This window comes from Streptomyces pratensis (assembly GCF_037137275.1).
In the GTDB taxonomy this organism is placed as follows: Bacteria; Actinomycetota; Actinomycetes; order Streptomycetales; family Streptomycetaceae; genus Streptomyces; species Streptomyces pratensis_B.
In genome coordinates this window covers 23,687-40,808 of sequence record NZ_JBBBEN010000098.1, presented here as the reverse complement: position 1 = coordinate 40,808, position 17,122 = coordinate 23,687, and the positions used below count along the sequence as shown (strand labels likewise).

Sequence of the window (17,122 nt, the reverse complement as noted above, 5' to 3'; positions counted from 1 at the left end):
ACCCACCGCGCCCTTCAGCTCTCGTAGCCCTCCACCTCGTCGGCGGGGCGGACCTTCGCAGCCGCGGGGTCGTCGCCGTACTCGTCCAGAGCCCGCCGCTGCCGCAGCAGGTCCCAGCACTGGTCGAGCTGGACCTCGACCGCCCGCAGCCGGGCCTTCTCCTCGATGGACAGGCCCATGTTCGCCACGGAGCGGTCACGCAGGTCGCGCTCCTCGGAGACCAGGTCGCCGATGTGCTCGAAGATGTCGCGGTCGGCCATGACGCCTCTTTCCGGTCGCTCGGCGGCGGTCGTGCATCTCGCTCTCGCCCGCCCCCGCAATCCCACTCTGGCCCGGCCCCCACCCGATCGCACGCCGGGCGCGTCCACCGCTTCCGGGGACACCGGCTGCCGCAGCCTCGTCATCACCTCCTAGCCCCGCTCTGGTCCACCGCGGCCACGGTCAGCTCGGCACGTCGGTCCCGGGCGGTGTTCCTGCGGCCGGCCCGCGCTTTTTGGACCTTGCGGTCCCTCCGCGCCGACGTCCTGCCCGCGCCGCGAGGGCCCCCACGAACAGGACCGCGCCGACCACCAGCACCACCCACACCGTGGTCCGCAGGGAGGCGGTCAGAGCGTCGACCACAGCGGCGGCAGCGTCCCGGTCGCTGCTCGGCACCTCGTCCAGTACGCGCTTCCGGCCGACCGCGATCAGCACCCGGAGCACGATCGCACCGAGCACGCATCCCGCGCCCACGGTCGCGGTGGCCCACAGACCGCCCCGGAGCCCGCGCCGTACCGTCGCGATGCCCACCACCAGGACGAGGAGGACCAGAGTGCCGACGGCGGGCCAGATGCTGCAGTAGCGCAGCCACCGGAACCAGCTACGGAGATCGTCGGCCTGGTCGGGGCCGAGCACGGTGATCTCCGTCCGCTGGACCGGGATCTGGTCCGCGAACGGCACGCCGTCGTCCACCAGGTCCTGTTTCACCTGGTCGATCACCGGTGCCAGATCGATCGTCACGGCCTCCCCGCTGTCACCGTCCAGGGCAGCGGTCACCGCTCTGTGGGTGGCCCGGTTCGCGGTGTCCCAGGCGTTCTGGAAGGCCTCTGTGGTGGTGAAGGACCGCATGGTCTCGTGCAGGAAGCCGCGGACCGTGTCCTGGAGGGGGCCGAGGTCGATCTGCCGCATCGCCTCGTCGGTGACGACGTCCGCGACGGTGCTCCGTACCGCTGGGTCGGAGGCGAGCGGGGAGACGGCGGCGACATACCGGTCTGAGTCGTCGAGCTCCAGGTCGGCCCAGGCGGAGAGCGCGCTGAACGGCACGAGGACGGCGAGCAGGACGAGGAGGAGAGCCGAGAGAGTCGCTGAGAGGGAGGTCCGCACCTATCAAGAGAAGCCTGTCCGGGGCCGGCCCGCTCCGGGCCGTACGCCATTGGAGTTGCCGGGCGGCACGGGCGGGTGTGCCCTGGAGGGACGGGGGTGTGCGACGGAGGCGAGGGAAGGAGCTGTCCGCGATGGCCACACACGCAGCCATGTCCGGCCGAAGGGGCCCCCGCGCTCACGCACGGGCCCGCCGCCACACGCCACTCGCCTGGGCGCTGCCTCTGGCGCTCGGCGTGATCTACGGCTTCTACGCGGCCTTCATCCGTCGCGACGGCGGCCCCAGCACGGGCGGGCAGGTTCTGCTCGGGCTGGTCTCGGGCGCCGCCCTGGCCGCTCTCTGCTTCACGCTGGGCCGCATCCAGCGGTCGCTGCCGCGTGAGCTGCGGGCGGTCGCGTACGGCGCGCTGACCGCCTGCGCCCTTGGCTTCCTGGTGAGCCTCACCGACACCAGCGTGCTGCGATCGGCGGCCCTGGGGCTGGTGGTCGGCGCGGGCGTCTGCTGTGCCGCGTTCTATCTGTTCTACACCCGGGAGAGCTGAACGCCGGGCCCCCTCGTCAGGTCCTTCCCGACCGGGGGCGCGGCCGCCAGATTCAATCTGGCGGCCGCGCCCTGCGGTCTGGCGCCCAAGGAGTGAGGGCGCGGGACGGCCTGCCGGACGGGCGTCCGGGAAGGCCCGGGAGGCGACCCGAGGAAGTGGGAGGAGGAACGAGCGATGACGTACGGCACGCCCCAGGAGGGCGGAGCCGGCGGCGGTGGCGGCATGGCTGTCGCCGGCGTGGCTCCCTCCGCGTCCGCGACGCCGCCGAGCGGCGAAAGCGACGATCCACTGCGTGTCGCGGTGATCATCGGCAGCACGCGCGAGGGGCGTATGGGCGACGCGGTAGGCCAGTGGTTCATGGAGCGTGCCCGGGGCCGCGGAGAGATGGACCTCGTGGTGCTGGACCTCGCGGACTTCGACTTTCCCGCGCGTCATCCGGGACGGGCGACGGACCAGATGACGGAGTTCACCGGGGCGATCGACAGAGCCGAGGCCTTTGTCGTGGTCACCCCGGAGTACAACCGCTCGTTCCCTGCCTCCCTGAAGCAGGCCATCGACTTCGCCTACGGCGAATGGCAGACCAAACCGGTCGCCTTCGTGAGTTACGGCCACGACTCCGCCGGTCTGTACGCGGTGGAGCACCTGCGTTCGGTCTTCACCGAGCTGCACACGGTGCCCCTGCGCAACGGGGTCGCCCTCGATGTCCTCCACCAACCCCTGGAGGACCGTGCCGGGGACTGCCGCAGGGACCGTGCCGCGGGAGTGATGCTCGACCAGCTCCTGTGGTGGGGGCTGGCCCTGCGCGAGGCGCGGGCCGCTCGCCCCTACGTCTCATGACGCCGGTCTCCGGGCATCGGCTGCCGGTCGGTGGTCGGCGGGCATCGGATGTCGGTCGCCTGGTGTCGCTCCCGTCGTCCGACCACGCCCCGAGCCCTCACCGCGTCACCACGGCCCCGCCGCCCTCCGCCGCTGCCGCGCCCGCCCCGCCCTCGTGGCCCGACGCACATCGCAGACGCACGACCGACGACTCCCAAGGAATGGATCATGAGTACTGAACTGGCCATCGAGACCGCGGGGCTGGTGAAGGTCTTCGGCGACAACCGCGCGGTGGACGGCGTCGACCTCGCCGTCCCGACCGGCACCGTCTACGGGGTCCTCGGCCCCAACGGCGCCGGGAAGACCACCACTGTCCGCATGCTCGCGACGCTGCTGCGCCCTGACGGCGGCGCGGCGCGCGTGTTCGGCAAGGACGTGGTGCAGGACGCCGACGCGGTCCGCAGCCGGGTCAGCCTGACCGGGCAGTACGCCTCGGTGGACGAGGACCTGACCGGTGCGGAGAACCTCCTCCTGCTCGGTCGCCTGCTCGGGCACTCCAAGACCGCGGCCCGGGAGCGGGCGGCACAGCTGCTCGAAGGGTTCGGGCTGAGCGAGGCGGCCGGAAAGCAGGTGAAGAACTACTCGGGAGGCATGCGGCGGCGCATCGACATCGCCGCGTCCATCCTGAACACCCCGGACGTGCTGTTCCTGGACGAGCCGACCACCGGACTGGACCCCCGCAGCCGTAACCAGGTGTGGGACATCGTGCGGGCGGTCGTGGCCCATGGTACGACGGTCCTGCTGACCACCCAGTATCTGGACGAGGCCGACCAACTGGCCTCGCGCATCGCCGTGATCGACCACGGCAAGGTCATCGCCGAGGGCACCAAGGGCGAGCTGAAGGCCTCCGTCGGCTCCGGCACCGTCCACCTGCGGTTGCGGAACGCCGACCAGCGTGCCGAGGCCCAGCGGGTCATGGCGGCCGCACTGAACGCGACGGTTCAGCTGGACCCGGACCCCGTGGCCCTGACCGCCCGGGTCGACGGGCAGAGCACCGGGCAGGACGCGGCGGACAAGGCCGGTCGGGCGCTGGCAGAGCTGGCCCGGTGCGGCATCACGGTCGACAACTTCTCGCTGGGTCAGCCCAGCCTCGACGAGGTCTTCCTCGCACTCACGGACAAGAAGGGAGTGGCGGCATGAGCACCGCGACCGCCAAGACGGAGCCGGAGGACATCGTGCTCGCGGCACCGGACACGGAACGCCTGTCGGCGCTCCTGATCGGCCAGGACCGCCCACCGAGGCCCAGCGCCCTGTCGGCGTCCCTGACGTTCGGCTGGCGCGCCATGCTGAAGATCAAGCACGTGCCGGAACAGCTTTTCGACGTGACGGCTTTCCCGATCATGCTGGTCCTGATGTACACGTATCTCTTCGGAGGGGCGCTGGCCGGCTCCACACAGGAGTACATCCAGTTCTTGCTGCCCGGCATCATGGTGATGAGCGTCGTGATGATCACGATGTACACGGGGGTCGCGGTCAACACCGACATCTCCAAGGGCGTCTTCGACCGGTTCCGCACACTGCCGATATGGCGGCCCGCTCCGATGGTCGGTTATCTGCTCGGAGACGTCCTGCGCTATCTGCTGGCATCGGCGGTGATGCTCGCCGTCGGCCTGATCATCGGGTACCGGCCGGAAGGCGGTGCGCTCGGAGTGGTGGCGGGCGTCGCCCTGCTCGTCGTGTTCTCGTTCGCGTTCTCCTGGATATGGACCATGTTCGGGCTGCTGCTGCGCACCGAGAAGTCGGTGATGGGCGTCAGCATGATGGTGATCTTCCCCTTGACCTTCCTCAGCAACGTCTTCGTCGACCCGAGCACGATGCCGGGCTGGCTCCAGGTGTTCGTGAACAACAGTCCGGTCACCCACCTCGCCACGTCCGTCCGCGAGCTGGCGGCGGGTGACTGGCCCGCCTCCGACATGGCCTGGACTCTGGGTTGGGCCGCGATGCTCCTGGTGGTCTTCGGCACGGTGACGATGCGGCTCTACAACCGCAAGTGACCCGACGAGGACGCGGATCACAGCTGCCAGTGGGGGGCGTGCTCGGGGCGGTAGGCGCAGGTGGTCCCCGTGGCGACGGACGCCTTCAGGTGGGCCGCCAGCGCGGGGTGCAGGGTTTCCAGTTTGCGCAGGGTGTCGCGGATACGGGCGGTGACCGTCTTACGCGCCCGCTCGGCCTGGTCGCCCAGGCGGCGGGTCCGGCCGCCGAGCCCGGCGGCGGTCCGGAGTTCGTCGAGGAGGGCTTGGCGTTCCCGGTCGTACTTCTCGACCTGCCGGGCGTCTCCGCGGGCGGCGGCTCGGTCTATCTCGGAGTCCAGCCGAGCCAGGTGCTCCCTGTACCTGCGTTTCGCCTCCTCGTCGAGCACCGGATCGCCGCCGAACTGTCCGGCGGCGACGGCGAGGCTCCCTCCCTCGGCCGCCAGCAGGCGGACCGCGGGGACGTCGGTTCCGGGCAGGTTCAGCAGACTGTGCAGGTCGCGGAGGCCTTTGGCGTCTGGGACGTGCACGGTCACCCCCTCCCAACACAACTGCCAGACCGGCCCGTCCCGCCGGAACGCGGCGGGGGGCGAGGCGGGGGCCGCAGCGGCAGTCGGCGGAGAAGCCGGGGCAGCCGGAGAAGTCGGAGACACCGGGGCAGCCGGTGAAGCAGGGGCAGGCTTCGCTGCTGCTCCCTCCCCTGAGGGGCGTCTTGCCCTCAGTTCCTCGCCCGGACGGGAGTCGTCTCTCGCCTCCCCGTCCGGTTCCGTGCCTCGCTCGGAGCCCGGCCGGGGCCCCGCCGCCCTCGTCCCCGCCACTTCCGTCCCGGCCACTTTTGCCCCCGTCGGCATCACCCTCGCCGTATCCGGCCCCGGCCCCGGTGTCGGCTCCGGCGTCGGCTCTGCGGCCGGGTGCTGGGACGGGGGGACGGCCGTGGGGCGGGGCGTGAGCGGGGCGCGGCGGGCGGGCGCCGCGGGAGAGGCGAGGAGGGCGGCGGCTTCGGTGGCGAGGTGGTCCAGGCCCAATGCGGTTGCCTCACGCGATACGTCGACGAGCAGGCGGCGGGCCTGCCCCGCATCGCCCGCAGCGGCGCGGGCGAGCAGGGAGCGGGCCAGGTCCAGTCTGGCTCGTACGGCCCAGGGGCGGGCGCCGAGGCGGTCCGCGGAGGCGGCGGCTCCGGTGAGCGCCGCCACCGCCGCTTCCTGGTCGTCACGGGCGGCGGCGAGCAGCCCGAGCCAGAGGTCGACGGGGCCGCCGATGTCGCACCCGTACAGCGAGACCACCCACTGGCCCGTGTACGGGGCGAGTTCGTCCTCCGCGCGGGTCACGAGGCGGGCGTCGCCGGTGAGCGCGGCCGTCTGGGCCAGCAGCCGGAGCCACAACGGCAGGATCGCCCGCGGGTACGGATCGGCGCGTGACGACCGCTCGGCGATGAGACGCAGCGCGGGTGCGGCATCCCCCTGCTCCACGGCGGTGACCGCCTCCAGCAGCTCGGGGTGGGGGTAGCCCACGTCCGGCAGGGCGGTGAGGACCTCCTCTGCGTCCGTGAAGTGCCCTCTGAGCAGACAGAGCGACCAGCGCAGATGCTGTCTCATGAAGCCGAACGCCGCGTGGTCGCTGCTTTCCGGGCGGAGCGCTTCGTGGTCGAGGGCGGTGGAGGCCTCCACGAACCGGCCCTGGAGAGAGGCGATCAGACTGGTGTCGACGGCGATGCCCACGGCGAACCGGGGCAGCTCGCTCTGCTCGGCGAGCCGGACGAACAGGCGGAACTGGTCGATGAAGGCCGGGTCGCCCAGCTCCAGCAGGGCCACCCACCGCATGGAGACCGCGTGGAGCTCCATGTCCTGGTGCCGCGTCCGACGGCCGACGACGGTCATCTCGTCGGTGAGCCCGAGCCGTTCCTCCGCCGAGCCGAGGCCCCAGACGGAGTCGTGGCGCGCCCAGAGCGAGAAGGCCAGCGCCTCGTCGTCACAGCCGCGCCGGGCCAGCGCCATGATGTGGATGGCCAGTATCTGGGCGAGCCGGTCGTCGGAGAGGTTCTCCTGGTCTTCCGTACCGGTGACCCGGCGGTGCGCTTCTGCGAGGAGGTCCGCCGAGAAGGCCCGGTGGCCGTCGAGCGACCCGTCGCGGTAGACGGTGATCGCCACCTGGGCCAGCAGCTCCGGTTCGTCCAGTTGGCGGGCCAGGGCGACCGCCCGGTCCTGGAGGCGCTGTGCCTCTGCCGTCTCCCCGGAGTGGCGGAGCTGCCCGGCGAGGTCGAGGCAGATCAGCGCCGTACGCCGGTGGTCGGGGCCCGCGTCGGCCGGGCCCCGCGCTTTTGCTCCGGCGGCCGGTGCGTTCCCCCCCGTCGCGTGGCTCGGTTCGGCCGGAGCCCCTTCGGGGGCGCGGTTCGGCTCTGCCGGCCCCTCTTGGGAGGGGCCGAGTGGCTCCGCCGGAACGTCTCCGACCGCTTCGCCGGACGCCACGGCGAGGGCACGCCGGTAGTGGCTGAGGGCCTCTTCTTCGGCCAGTCGGCCCGAGGCGTCCCGGGCGGCCGCCAGCAGCAGGTCGATCCGGCGGTCACGCTCCAGCTCGCTGCCCGCGAGGTGCGCGTGCCGGGCGAGGTCGCCGGGTCGCACCGTGTCCGCCGGGCCGCTGCGCCCGTCCAGGGCCCGTACGGTGTTCGCGTGGTGGCTGCGGGCCTCGGCGTCGCCCAGGGAGGCGTACAGCGTTTCGTGCAGCAGGTCGTGAGCGAACGCGCACTGCCCTGACGGGCGGGGTACGAGGACGCGGGCGACGATCGCCGCCTCCAGCAGCCGGTGCACGTGCGGGGCCGGGGCCCCGTGCACCACCGCCAGGACCTGCTTGTCGAACTCCCGGCCGAGCACGGCGGCGCTGGTCAGCAGGGAGACGACCGGCTTCGGCAGCAGGGCGAGGCGTTGCCGGACGGCCTCCCGCACGCCGGGCGGGATGGTGGAGACCGGGCTTCCGCTGTGCCAGAGCCGAGCGGTCTGCTCGATGAAGAACGGGTTGCCGCCGGTGCGCCGGTGGACCTCTTCGACCAGCTGCGGTGCGGGCTCGCGGCCGGTGGTGGCCGCCATCAGGGCCCCGGCGTCCTCGCGGCCGAGGCCGGACAGCGTGAGGGTCGTCGAAGCGCGGGAGACCAGAGGCAGGATCAGCTGCTGGAGTGGGTGCCCGGGGGCCTCCACCTCGACGTCCCGGTAGGTGCCGACGAGCAGCAGCCGCTCGAACCAGGCGTGCTGGGCGGCGAATTCGAGCAGACGCAGCGACGCCGGGTCGGCGCTGTGCAGATCGTCGAGGACGACCACCAGCGGCCGGCTCTGGGAGAGGGTGACGAGGGCGGTGGTCACCGCGTCGAAGAGCCCGAACGCCTCGGCGCCCTCGGGGGCCCCCGCCCCCGCCGTCTGGCCTGTTTCCGTCGTCGGGGCCGCCCCCGCACCCGTGCCTTCCGCCGCCCCGGCCCCCGCCCCGGCCCCGGTGTCCGTCCTCGCGCCCGGGTCGCCGAGGAGCACACCGAGCCGGCCGTCCGACGCTTCCTGTGCCGCCGCCCACTCCGCTGCCGTGACGGACCGGCGCAGGCCGCGCAGCACCTGGACCCAGGGCCAGTAACCAGGGGTGCTGTCGGAGTCCCAGCAGGAACCGCCGACCACCAGCGCACCACGCCGCCGCGCCTCGTGCGCGGCGGAGGTGACCAGAGTGGTCTTGCCGATTCCGGCCTCGCCCGTGACGAGCACGAGACCGCCGTGGCTGTCCGTGGCCCGGACGATCTCCGAGCGAAGGACGCTTGCGGGATGGTCGCGCCCGAACAGAGCAGGGGTCATGGCCACACGATAGAAGCACCCACTGACAACGGCCCCTGACCAGCACCTGCCCGCCCACCGGCCCCGGCCCACCGCCTGTCGACCCGTTGCCCGCGATCTGCTGGCCCCAGCCCGCTGCCCGCGATCTGCCGACTCCAGCCCAGAGCCCGCGACCTGTCGGCCCCACGACGCAGCCTGCCGAGCCATTGCCTGCCCGCTCGGCCCCTGCCCGCCGCTCGGCCCCTGCCCGCAGCCCGGCCCAGGCCCGCAGCCTGCCGGCCTGCGGCCTCCCCGGCTGCCGACCTGCCGGCCCGCAGCCTGCCGACCTGCCGGCCCGCAGCCTGCCGACCTGCCGCCTGGCGGCCCCGCTCCCTGCCTCCTACCGGTCGCCGCGTACCACCGTCACCGGGCATGGGGCGTGCTGGGTGACGTGGAGGCTGACCGAGCCGAGCAGGGTCGCCTTGAGGCCGGTGCGGCCGCGGGCTCCGACGACGAGCAGGTTGGCGCCCTGGGCGCGGTCCAGCAGAGTCTGCGCCGGGTTGCCGATGACCACGATCTTGCTGACCGCGGCGGCACCCGCCGCGCCCAGGGCTTCTTCCAGCGCCTCGTTCAGGGAGACGGTGGCCAGGGCCTGCGGGTCGAAGTCCTGCGGCAGGCCCGGCATCATCGACGCCCAGCTGGTCGTGGGGTACTCCCAGCTGTTCACGGCCTCCACGGTGTCGCCGGTCAGCTCGGCCTGGCGTACGGCCCAGTGCAGTGCCCTGACCGACTCCTCCGAGCCGTCCACGCCCACGACGATCCTGCCCATGTCAGCCTCCAGCTCGCGCGGCATGCGGTACAGCGTCCGGTCTCACTGTAAGCACATCGGGCAAGGGGCGGGCTCGGCCCGGGCGGCGCTCAGTCCAGGCCCAGCTCCGCGAGCTGCTGCTCGAAGGGGACGACCGCGTCCTCCCCGTCGTCCAGGCCCTTGGCGCGGGCCGGGCCGGAGACCGCACGGCCCAGGACCGCGGAGGCCAGCTCGCCGCCCGCGCGCCGTATCCGGGACGGGAGGCCCTCGGTGTACTCATCGCCGGAGGACCCCCAGTCCTCGGACGCCGCGTAGACGGAGGTCGGCACGGTGACGGCCCGGAGGTAGGCGAAGAGCGGGCGCAGGGCGTGCTCCAGGACCAGCGAGTGCCGGGCCGTGCCGCCCGTCGCGGCGAGCGCGACGGGCTTGCCGGTCAGCGCGGTGGGGTCGATCAGGTCGAAGAAGGACTTGAACAGACCGCTGTAGGAGGCGGTGAACACCGGCGTCACGGCGATCAGACCGTCGGCCTCCGTCACCGCGTCGATCGTTTCCCGCAGTCCGGTCGACGGGAAACCGCTGACCAGGTGATGGGCGATGTCGACGGCGAGGTCGCGCAGCTCGACGACGCGGACCTCGACGGCCCGGTCCTGCTCCGCCGCCAGCCGCTCCCGGGCGGCGTGGGCGAGCCGGTCGGCCAGCAGCCGGGTCGAGGACGGCTGGCTGAGGCCGGCCGAGACGGCCACGAGGCGCAGAGGGGTGGTCGCGAACATCAGGTCAGGCTTCCTTTCGGGCGGAGTCGGCGGTCCGGGCAGCCGTGACCGCCGGGTGGACGGGGGCGGATTCCGGCACACCGGCCGGCCGCAGACGGGCGAACTCCTTGCGCAGCACGGGCACGACCTCCTCGCCGAGCAGGTCGAGCTGTTCCAGGACGGTCTTCAGCGGCAGACCCGCGTGGTCCATCAGGAACAGCTGGCGCTGGTAGTCCCCGACGGCGTCCCGGAAGGTCAGGGTCCGCTCGACGACCTCCTGCGGGGAGCCCACGGTCAGCGGTGTCTCGCGGGTGAAGTCCTCCAGCGACGGCCCGTGGCCGTAGACGGGGGCGTTGTCGAAGTACGGGCGGAACTCCCGGACGGCGTCCTGCGAGTTCCTGCGCATGAACACCTGGCCGCCGAGCCCTACGATGGCCTGTTCGGCGGTGCCGTGCCCGTAGTGGGCGTAGCGGCGCCGGTAGAGGTCGACCATCTTCCTGGTGTGCTCCATGGGCCAGAAGATGTTGTTGTGGAAGAAGCCGTCGCCGTAGTACGCGGCCTGCTCGGCGATCTCCGGCGAGCGGATGGAGCCGTGCCAGACGAACGGCGGCACGCCGTCCAGCGGGCGCGGGGTGGCGGTGAAGGACTGGAGCGGCGTACGGAACGTGCCCTCCCAGTCGACGACGTCCTCGCGCCACAGCTTGTGCAGGAGCGCGTAGTTCTCGATGGCCATCGGCATGCCCTGGCGGATGTCCTTGCCGAACCAGGGATAGACCGGTCCGGTGTTGCCCCGCCCCATCATCAGGTCGACGCGGCCGTCCGCGAGATGCTGGAGGGTGGCGTAGTCCTCCGCGATCTTCACCGGGTCGTTGGTGGTGATCAGAGTGGTGGAGGTGGAGAGGAGGAGGTTCTCCGTGCGGGCCGCGATGTAGCCGAGGGTCGTCGTCGGGGAGGAGGGGACGAACGGCGGGTTGTGGTGCTCGCCGGTCGCGAAGACGTCCAGGCCGACTTCCTCGGCCTTCTGCGCGATGGCGAGGGTCGCCTTGATCCGCTCGTTCTCGGTCGGGGTCCGGCCGGTGGTCGGGTCGGTCGTGACGTCCCCGACGGTGAAGATCCCGAACTGCATGGCGTCCGCCTTCCTGAGTCCCGGCCGGGAGGGCGGGCCGGAGGGCCCGTGGTTCCCCGGTGGTCCGATGGCCCCTGGCCCCCGGGCCGTGGCTTCCGGGGGACCGGAGAGCCCGGCCGATGATTAGTTGAACCTTGAACTACATCGTACAACGGAGGTCCCGTCCCTCCTATTCCACGCATGCGCCGCCGTCCGCGCACCCCGCCGGATCACGGGCCCACCGGATCACGGGCCCACCCGGATTCTCTTCTCCTCCCCGCTCCGTGCCGTGGCTGCTACCGTGAGGCCATGACCTCCGTCCCGTGCCGAAACTGGTGGCGCTCCTCCTAGGAGCGGCCAGCGCATCTGCACGGAACCAGGGCCGTTCGACATGGACGGCCCTTTTCGTTGCCCTCGCTGCCCCGGCAGCGCGGCACCGACACGGACACGAGCGCCACGGCGCACCGACGGGGCCGTCCTCCACGCGTCCGCCACTCGCGAGGAGAGACCACCCGCCATGAACACCGTCGCCACCACCGCCGACACCGCGCCCGGCCCCGCGTCCCCCACCGCGCCCGACCCCGCCCCCACCGCCGCCGAGCGCCGCAGCGCCGAGCTGGAGCGGCTGCTCGCCCGGGACCCCGGCCGCTTCCGGGTCCTCACCGGGGACCGCCCCACCGGTCTCCTGCACCTCGGGCACTACTTCGGCACCCTGCGCAACCGGGTCCGCCTCCAGGATCTCGGCGTCGACGTGTTCGTCCTGATCGCCGACTACCAGGTCCTGACCGACCGGGACACCGCCGACCGGCTGCCGGAGCACACCGAAGGGCTGCTCCTGGACTATCTGGCCCTCGGCATCGACCCGGCCCGGAGCACCGTGTTCAACCACAGCGCCGTCCCCGCCCTCAACCAGCTCCTGGTGCCCTTCCTGAGCCTCGTCTCCGTCGCGGAGCTGGGCCGCAACCCCACCGTCAAGGACGAGATCTCCCACGCGCGGCAGGCCGCGGTGAGCGGTCTGATGTACACGTACCCGGTGCACCAGGCGGCCGACATCCTCTTCTGCAAGGGCAACGTGGTCCCGGTCGGCCAGGACCAGCTGCCGCACCTCGAACTCACCCGGACCGTCGCCCGCCGCTTCAACGAGCGGTACGGGCCAACCTTCCCGGAGCCGGACGCACTGCTCTCCGACGTGCCGCTCCTGCTGGGCGCCGACGGCGCCAAGATGAGCAAGAGCCGGGCCAACTCGCTGCCGCTCTCCGCGACCGCGGACGAGACGGCCCGCCTGATCAAGGGGGCGACGACGGACGCCGACCGGCACATCACGTACGACCCCGAGCTCCGGCCCGGCGTCTCCTCGCTCGTCCTGCTGGCGGCCCTCTGCCAGGGCCGGGACCCGCACGAGGTCGCGGCGGAGATCGGTCACGGCGGCGCGGCGGCGCTCAAGCGGACCGTGACCGACGCGGTCAACGGCCACCTGGAGCCGTTGCGCGCCCGGCGGGCGGAGTACGCGGCGGATCTCGCCTACGTACGGTCCGTGCTGCGCGACGGCAACGAACGGGCGATCGCGGTGGCGGAGACCACGCTGGGGGAGGTGCGGGAGGCGATGGGCACCTTCCGGTAGCCGGTAGCCGGCAGTCCAAGGCCCGCAGCCTGCCGCCCAAGGCCCAAGGCCCAAGGCCCCAGGCCAGGGCCTACAGCCTGCCACCCGGCCCCCTCGGCAGGCCGCCACGGGCGGCGGGCGTCCCGGGCGCGGGCCGCCCTGGCCGGAGGCCGTCACGGACGGGGCGCCGCCGGCCGCCGCCCCCGCAGCAGTTCCGCGAGCCCCCGGCGGGTGGCGGCGATCACCACTCGGTCCTCTGCGCGCAGCACGTATCCGGGGGGCATGTTCCACACGAGTCCTGCGGGCGGCGGCACCGCGTCGCCCGCCGGGGTGTAGGAGGGCAGGGCGAGGTCGGGGACCCGGTCGGCGGGCGGCGTGGTGTCGATGGCCAGGACCCGCCACGCGCCCGCCCGGAACGCCTCCTCGACGGTACGGCCGTCCAGCTGCGGGTGTTCCGCGACGTCCAGCGCTGCGAAGAGCATGACCTTCCGCTCCACCGGTACCGCGCCCAGCACCTGACGGCCCATCATGGCGACCGCGAAGGACGGTGCGGCGAGGTGAGAGACCGAGCGGGAGCGGGTCAGGGCCTGGGGGTGGGCGGTGCGCAGGGTGCGGTAGACGGCGGTGGCGAACTCGTCGTCGTACAGCCGCAGCGCCACCCTCAGGTCCGGCTTCACCGAGCGGGCGTACAGGGTCGCTTCCAGGTTCGTCGTGTCGATGCTGGTGAGCGCGAGGAGCGCGTGCGCGCGGTGAATCTTCGCCGCTTCGAGCACGCCCTCCTGGGTGACGTCGCCGAGGACGGTCGGCACGTGCATGGAGCGGGCCAGCGGGATGCCCCGCGCCTCCGGGTCCTCCTCCACGACGACCACGGGTATGTCCAGTTCCCGCAGGCGTACGAGGACGCGCGTGCCGATCTTGCCGAGGCCGAGCAGCACCACGTGCCCCGACAGGCCGCGCGGCGGGCGGCGCAGCGAGGAGGCGGTGCGCAGGGTGCCGAAGGCCTCCAGGACCGCGGCCACCAGCAGGGGGAGCAGGAGGAGGCCGGCGAGGCCGGAGAGCAGCTGGATGATCTGCCGGGCGATCTCGTCGCCCTCCGCCGGGTCGCCCATCGCCAACAGGTCGAGCAGGGTCAGATAAGTGGCGTGCAGCGCCCCGTCCCCGGTGGTCAAAACCGAGGCGACCGCCAGCGCGACCACGGCCGCCGCCACGCCGAGGGCGGACCAGCGCAGTCGGCGGGAGAAGATGTGGGAGAGCGGCGCGCCCCTGCCGCTCATCCGGGTCGCGGGGCGGTCCGGGTCGGCCCGGCTGATCGCTTCGAGGACCACGGTGCCCCGGCCGGTCGCGGCGGCGACGGTGCTGCCGTCGGGCAGGAGCTCGGGGCCCTCGGCGCCGCTGCTGTCGGAGCCCTCCGTGCCGGCCGGGTCGTGGGTGGTGGACGAGAGCAGCGCGAGGGTGCACAGACCCGGGTCGGCCGTCTCGCCGGGGCGGGGCGGCGGGCGTTCGGCGGCACGCAGGAGCAGGCCGTCCGCCTGGACGACCTTGCTGCTGCCGGCCAGGGCGGTGGCGGCGAGGGCCGGGGCGACGGTGTCGGCGTCCGACAGGACGGTGGTGGAGGCGTCCAGCAGCGCCGGGTCGATGCCGGGCATGGCGACGGCCGCCGCCTGGTCCAGCAGGGTCTCCAGATGCTGGCCGAGCTTGCGGTTGTAGAGCCGGATGACCAGCCGCAGGCGGGGGTTGAGGCGTCGGGCGGTCAGGGCGGCGCGGATGTTGCGCTCGTCGTCGTCGTAGACGAGCGCGAGGGCGGCCGCCCGGTCGACGCCCGCCTCCTCCAGGACGTCGTCGGAGGGCTCGGACGCCTCCATGATGTGCACGGCCTCGACCCCGGCGTTGGTGTCCTCGCTGCTGACGGCGCCGCCGCCCCCGTTGCCGCCGCCGCCCCCGTACCCCGCGCGGCTCATCGCTGCCGACATGCGGCCGAACAGCGCTGCCGCGCGGCCCCGTTGGGTCAGCGGGAGCTCGGGGCCGTGTGCTTCGCGGCCCGGCGGCAGGAGCAGGGTGACCCGCTCCCCGTAGACGTAGCGCAGCTCCACGGCGAGCCGGCGCGCCAGGGCGTCGTCGCCGCAGACGACCATGTGGCCCGATCGGGAGGGGGGTTGGGGGTGCGGAGAGGGCGGGGGCACGAATCCCAGCATGCCGTGGTCCTTCCGGCTCGGTCTTTCCGGTCGACGGTGGCGGCCGTCGGGCCCGGTGGGTCGTCCCGGTCAGTCGCCCCGGTCCGTCACACGCCGGCCCGTCGCGTCCCGGTCCGTCGCGTCCTGGCCCGTCGCGTTCCGGTCCGTCACGTCCTGGCCCGTCATGTCCCGGCCTGTCAGCGTGTTGGCGATCGTCGGTGGGCCCGCGATCTTCGGTGCGTCCGCAGCCCTCGGCGTGTCCGTGGTCCGCGGAGTGTCTGCGATCTTCGCACGGGGAGCAGGAGGCCGCGGGGCGTGGTGGCCAGGGGCCCCCGCCCCGGGCTGCGGGGAGGCCGGCAGGCGCCGGGGGGCCATGACGCGGTGGATCGCCGTCTCGACCGCCGCGATCCGGTCGGCGAGCAGCCCGAGCGCGGCCACCGCGCGGGTCATCGGGTCGCCCTCCGGGCCGCCCAGCGCCTGCGTCCGGACGTAGGAGGCGGTGACGGCGGACCACCGCCGGGCCTGCTCTGCGGTGAGCGTGCCGCGCAGGGCCGCCAGCTTGAGGAGGTTCGCCTCTGCTCCGGTGGTGAGTGTCTGGGCCTCGCCCGCGTAGTGGTCGTCGACGACGGCGGACAGCTCGTCGTCGTTCATGACGGGCACGATGCGCTCCGCGATCTTGTTCATGTTGCGGTACGAGCCCTGGAGCCGGAACGGCGGCTCGGTGCGGGTGGCGTCCGTCTGCGCGGCCGAGGCGATGTACGCCGCGTTCACCGCGAGGACGGTGTCCCGGGCGGCGAGCAGGTGGCGCAGGACGGCGAGGACGCGGTCCAGCTCCGCCGCGGAGTACGGGTGCTCCAGGTGCTCCGCGCGGGCCGCCGGGTCACCGCCGCCGGCCAGCCGCACCAGGAGCGCCAGGTCCTCCCGCGACCGCGCGGCCAGCGGGGCGAGGACCGGGTTGGCGGTGAGGGCGTTCTCCACGAAGCTCAGCGCGAAGACGTCCTCCCGGCCGCTGAGCACCTCGCCGAGGTTCCAGACGTCGGCCCGGTTGGCCAGCATGTCGGGTATCTGGAACTGCTCGCCGGACTCGGTGTACGGGTTGCCCGCCATGCACACCGCGAACCGCTTGCCCCGCAGGTCGTAGCTGCGCGGCTCGCCGTCCCGCACGCCCTCGATGCGGCGCGTGGCATCGCACAGCGGGATGAACTTCTGGAGCAGTTCGGGCGAGGTGTGCTGGATGTCGTCGAGGTGGAGCAGCGTGTTGTTGCCCGCCTCCAGAGCGAAGTTGATCTTCTCGACCTCCTGCCGGGCGGTCGTGCTCGGCGCCTGGGCGGGGTCGAGGGAGGTGACGTCGTGGCCCAGGTTCGGTCCGCTGACCTTCACCAGAACCATGCCGAGCCGGTCCGCGACGTATTCCATCAGCGTCGTCTTGCCGTAGCCGGGCGGCGAGACCAGCAGCAGCAACCCCTGCGAGTCGGTGCGCCGGTCGGCGTCGGCGGTGCCGAGCTGCTTGGCCAGGCTGTCGCCGATCAGCGGCAGGTAGACCTCGTCGAGCAGCCGGTTGCGGACGAACGCCGACATCACGCGCGGCCGGTGGTCGTCCAGGCGCAGCCGCCCGCGCTCGGCCGACACCAGGGAGGTGCGCAGCCGCTGGTAGGCGCGGAAGCCGGGCACGGTGCGGTCGCGGAACTCGGCGGTGCGGGACAGGAGTTCGTCGATCCGCACGGTCAGCGTCCCACCGTCGCCGATGCGCGGGTGGTCGCCGAGAAGGCCCTTCACCTCGACGGTGAGCGGAGCATCGCAGGCGTACCGCTCCAGCTCGGGGCAGAGCTCCGCCGCCACGGCCTCCGCCAGGTCGCCGTCGGCGAGGCCGGCGCCGGTGGCGTCCGCGTACGGGGCGAGCCAGCCCGCCACGAGCTGGCGGCGGGCGGCCAGGTCGTCGCCCAGGGCCGCCAGGTCGTCGGCGTACACGTCGGGGCCGGCCGCCCGGTGGAACCCGGCGAGGAACGTCCGGGTCGCGGCGCTCTGGACGAATCCGGCGGGCCCGCTCGTCAGCTCCTCGAAGAGGTACGCGGCGACGGCGTCGGGCGGGGCCCCGGCGCCCTCGGCCGTGGGCCGTGCCCCGGCGCCCGTCCGCCCCTCGGCCGCGGCCCCGATCGCCGCCGT

At 73.1% G+C, this 17,122-nt stretch carries 13 protein-coding genes; 5 read left to right on the top strand and 8 right to left on the bottom strand.

What is annotated here, in order from left to right:
* Positions 1-14: 14 nt before the first annotated feature.
* Both V9U70_RS24030 and V9U70_RS24025 read right to left on the bottom strand, forming a co-directional pair.
* Complete coding sequence (locus V9U70_RS24030) at positions 15-260, bottom strand: DUF2630 family protein (protein ID WP_336678456.1); 246 nt, start codon at positions 258-260, stop codon at positions 15-17.
* 181 nt (positions 261-441) lie between these two features.
* Positions 442-1,362, bottom strand: coding sequence for a hypothetical protein (locus V9U70_RS24025; RefSeq protein WP_336678455.1), 921 nt, complete (start codon positions 1,360-1,362; stop codon positions 442-444).
* 131 nt (positions 1,363-1,493) lie between these two features.
* Here V9U70_RS24025 and V9U70_RS24020 point away from each other — a divergent pair, with 131 nt between their 5' ends.
* The 4 genes from V9U70_RS24020 (at position 1,494) to V9U70_RS24005 (ending at position 4,771) form a co-directional block, all read left to right on the top strand.
* The gene (locus V9U70_RS24020; protein ID WP_336678453.1) at positions 1,494-1,901 is read left to right on the top strand and encodes a hypothetical protein; all 408 of its coding nucleotides are present in this window, start codon (positions 1,494-1,496) and stop codon (positions 1,899-1,901) included.
* A 222-nt stretch (positions 1,902-2,123) separates the two neighbouring features.
* Entirely contained in the window at positions 2,124-2,738 is a 615-nt protein-coding gene (locus V9U70_RS24015; RefSeq protein ID WP_336678788.1) for an NADPH-dependent FMN reductase, read from the top strand.
* A gap of 207 nt (positions 2,739-2,945) precedes the next feature.
* Entirely contained in the window at positions 2,946-3,917 is a 972-nt protein-coding gene (locus tag V9U70_RS24010) for an ATP-binding cassette domain-containing protein (protein WP_336678451.1), read from the top strand.
* The gene (locus tag V9U70_RS24005) at positions 3,914-4,771 is read left to right on the top strand and encodes an ABC transporter permease (RefSeq protein ID WP_336678448.1); all 858 of its coding nucleotides are present in this window, start codon (positions 3,914-3,916) and stop codon (positions 4,769-4,771) included. Before V9U70_RS24010 ends, V9U70_RS24005 begins: the two co-directional genes overlap by 4 nt.
* Positions 4,772-4,788: 17 nt before the next feature.
* On the opposite strand, the gene V9U70_RS24000 is transcribed toward V9U70_RS24005, so the two are convergent.
* The 4 genes from V9U70_RS24000 to V9U70_RS23985 form a co-directional block, all read right to left on the bottom strand.
* The gene (locus V9U70_RS24000) at positions 4,789-8,568 is read right to left on the bottom strand and encodes an ATP-binding protein (protein ID WP_336678446.1); all 3,780 of its coding nucleotides are present in this window, start codon (positions 8,566-8,568) and stop codon (positions 4,789-4,791) included.
* Between the two features lie 358 nt (positions 8,569-8,926).
* Positions 8,927-9,355, bottom strand: a complete 429-nt coding sequence (locus V9U70_RS23995; protein ID WP_336678786.1) for a universal stress protein — start codon at positions 9,353-9,355, stop codon at positions 8,927-8,929.
* An 89-nt stretch (positions 9,356-9,444) separates the two neighbouring features.
* Entirely contained in the window at positions 9,445-10,104 is a 660-nt protein-coding gene (locus tag V9U70_RS23990) for an FMN reductase (RefSeq protein ID WP_336678444.1), read from the bottom strand.
* 4 nt (positions 10,105-10,108) lie between these two features.
* Positions 10,109-11,209, bottom strand: coding sequence for an LLM class flavin-dependent oxidoreductase (locus V9U70_RS23985; RefSeq protein WP_336678442.1), 1,101 nt, complete (start codon positions 11,207-11,209; stop codon positions 10,109-10,111).
* A 496-nt stretch (positions 11,210-11,705) separates the two neighbouring features.
* On the opposite strand from V9U70_RS23985, the gene trpS reads away from it, so the two are divergent.
* Positions 11,706-12,809 carry a tryptophan--tRNA ligase gene (gene trpS, locus V9U70_RS23980; RefSeq protein WP_336678439.1) on the top strand — a complete coding sequence of 368 codons (1,104 nt, stop codon included), beginning with the start codon at positions 11,706-11,708 and terminating at the stop codon, positions 12,807-12,809.
* Between the two features lie 152 nt (positions 12,810-12,961).
* Here trpS and V9U70_RS23975 read toward each other — a convergent pair whose 3' ends face one another.
* Together V9U70_RS23975 and V9U70_RS23970 are read right to left on the bottom strand one after the other, a co-directional pair.
* Positions 12,962-14,980: an NAD-binding protein gene (locus tag V9U70_RS23975; RefSeq protein WP_336678437.1), complete on the bottom strand. Its 2,019-nt coding sequence runs from the start codon at positions 14,978-14,980 to the stop codon at positions 12,962-12,964.
* 69 nt (positions 14,981-15,049) lie between these two features.
* A partial coding sequence (locus tag V9U70_RS23970) for an AAA family ATPase (protein WP_336678436.1) occupies positions 15,050-17,122 on the bottom strand: 2,073 nt, incomplete at its 5' end.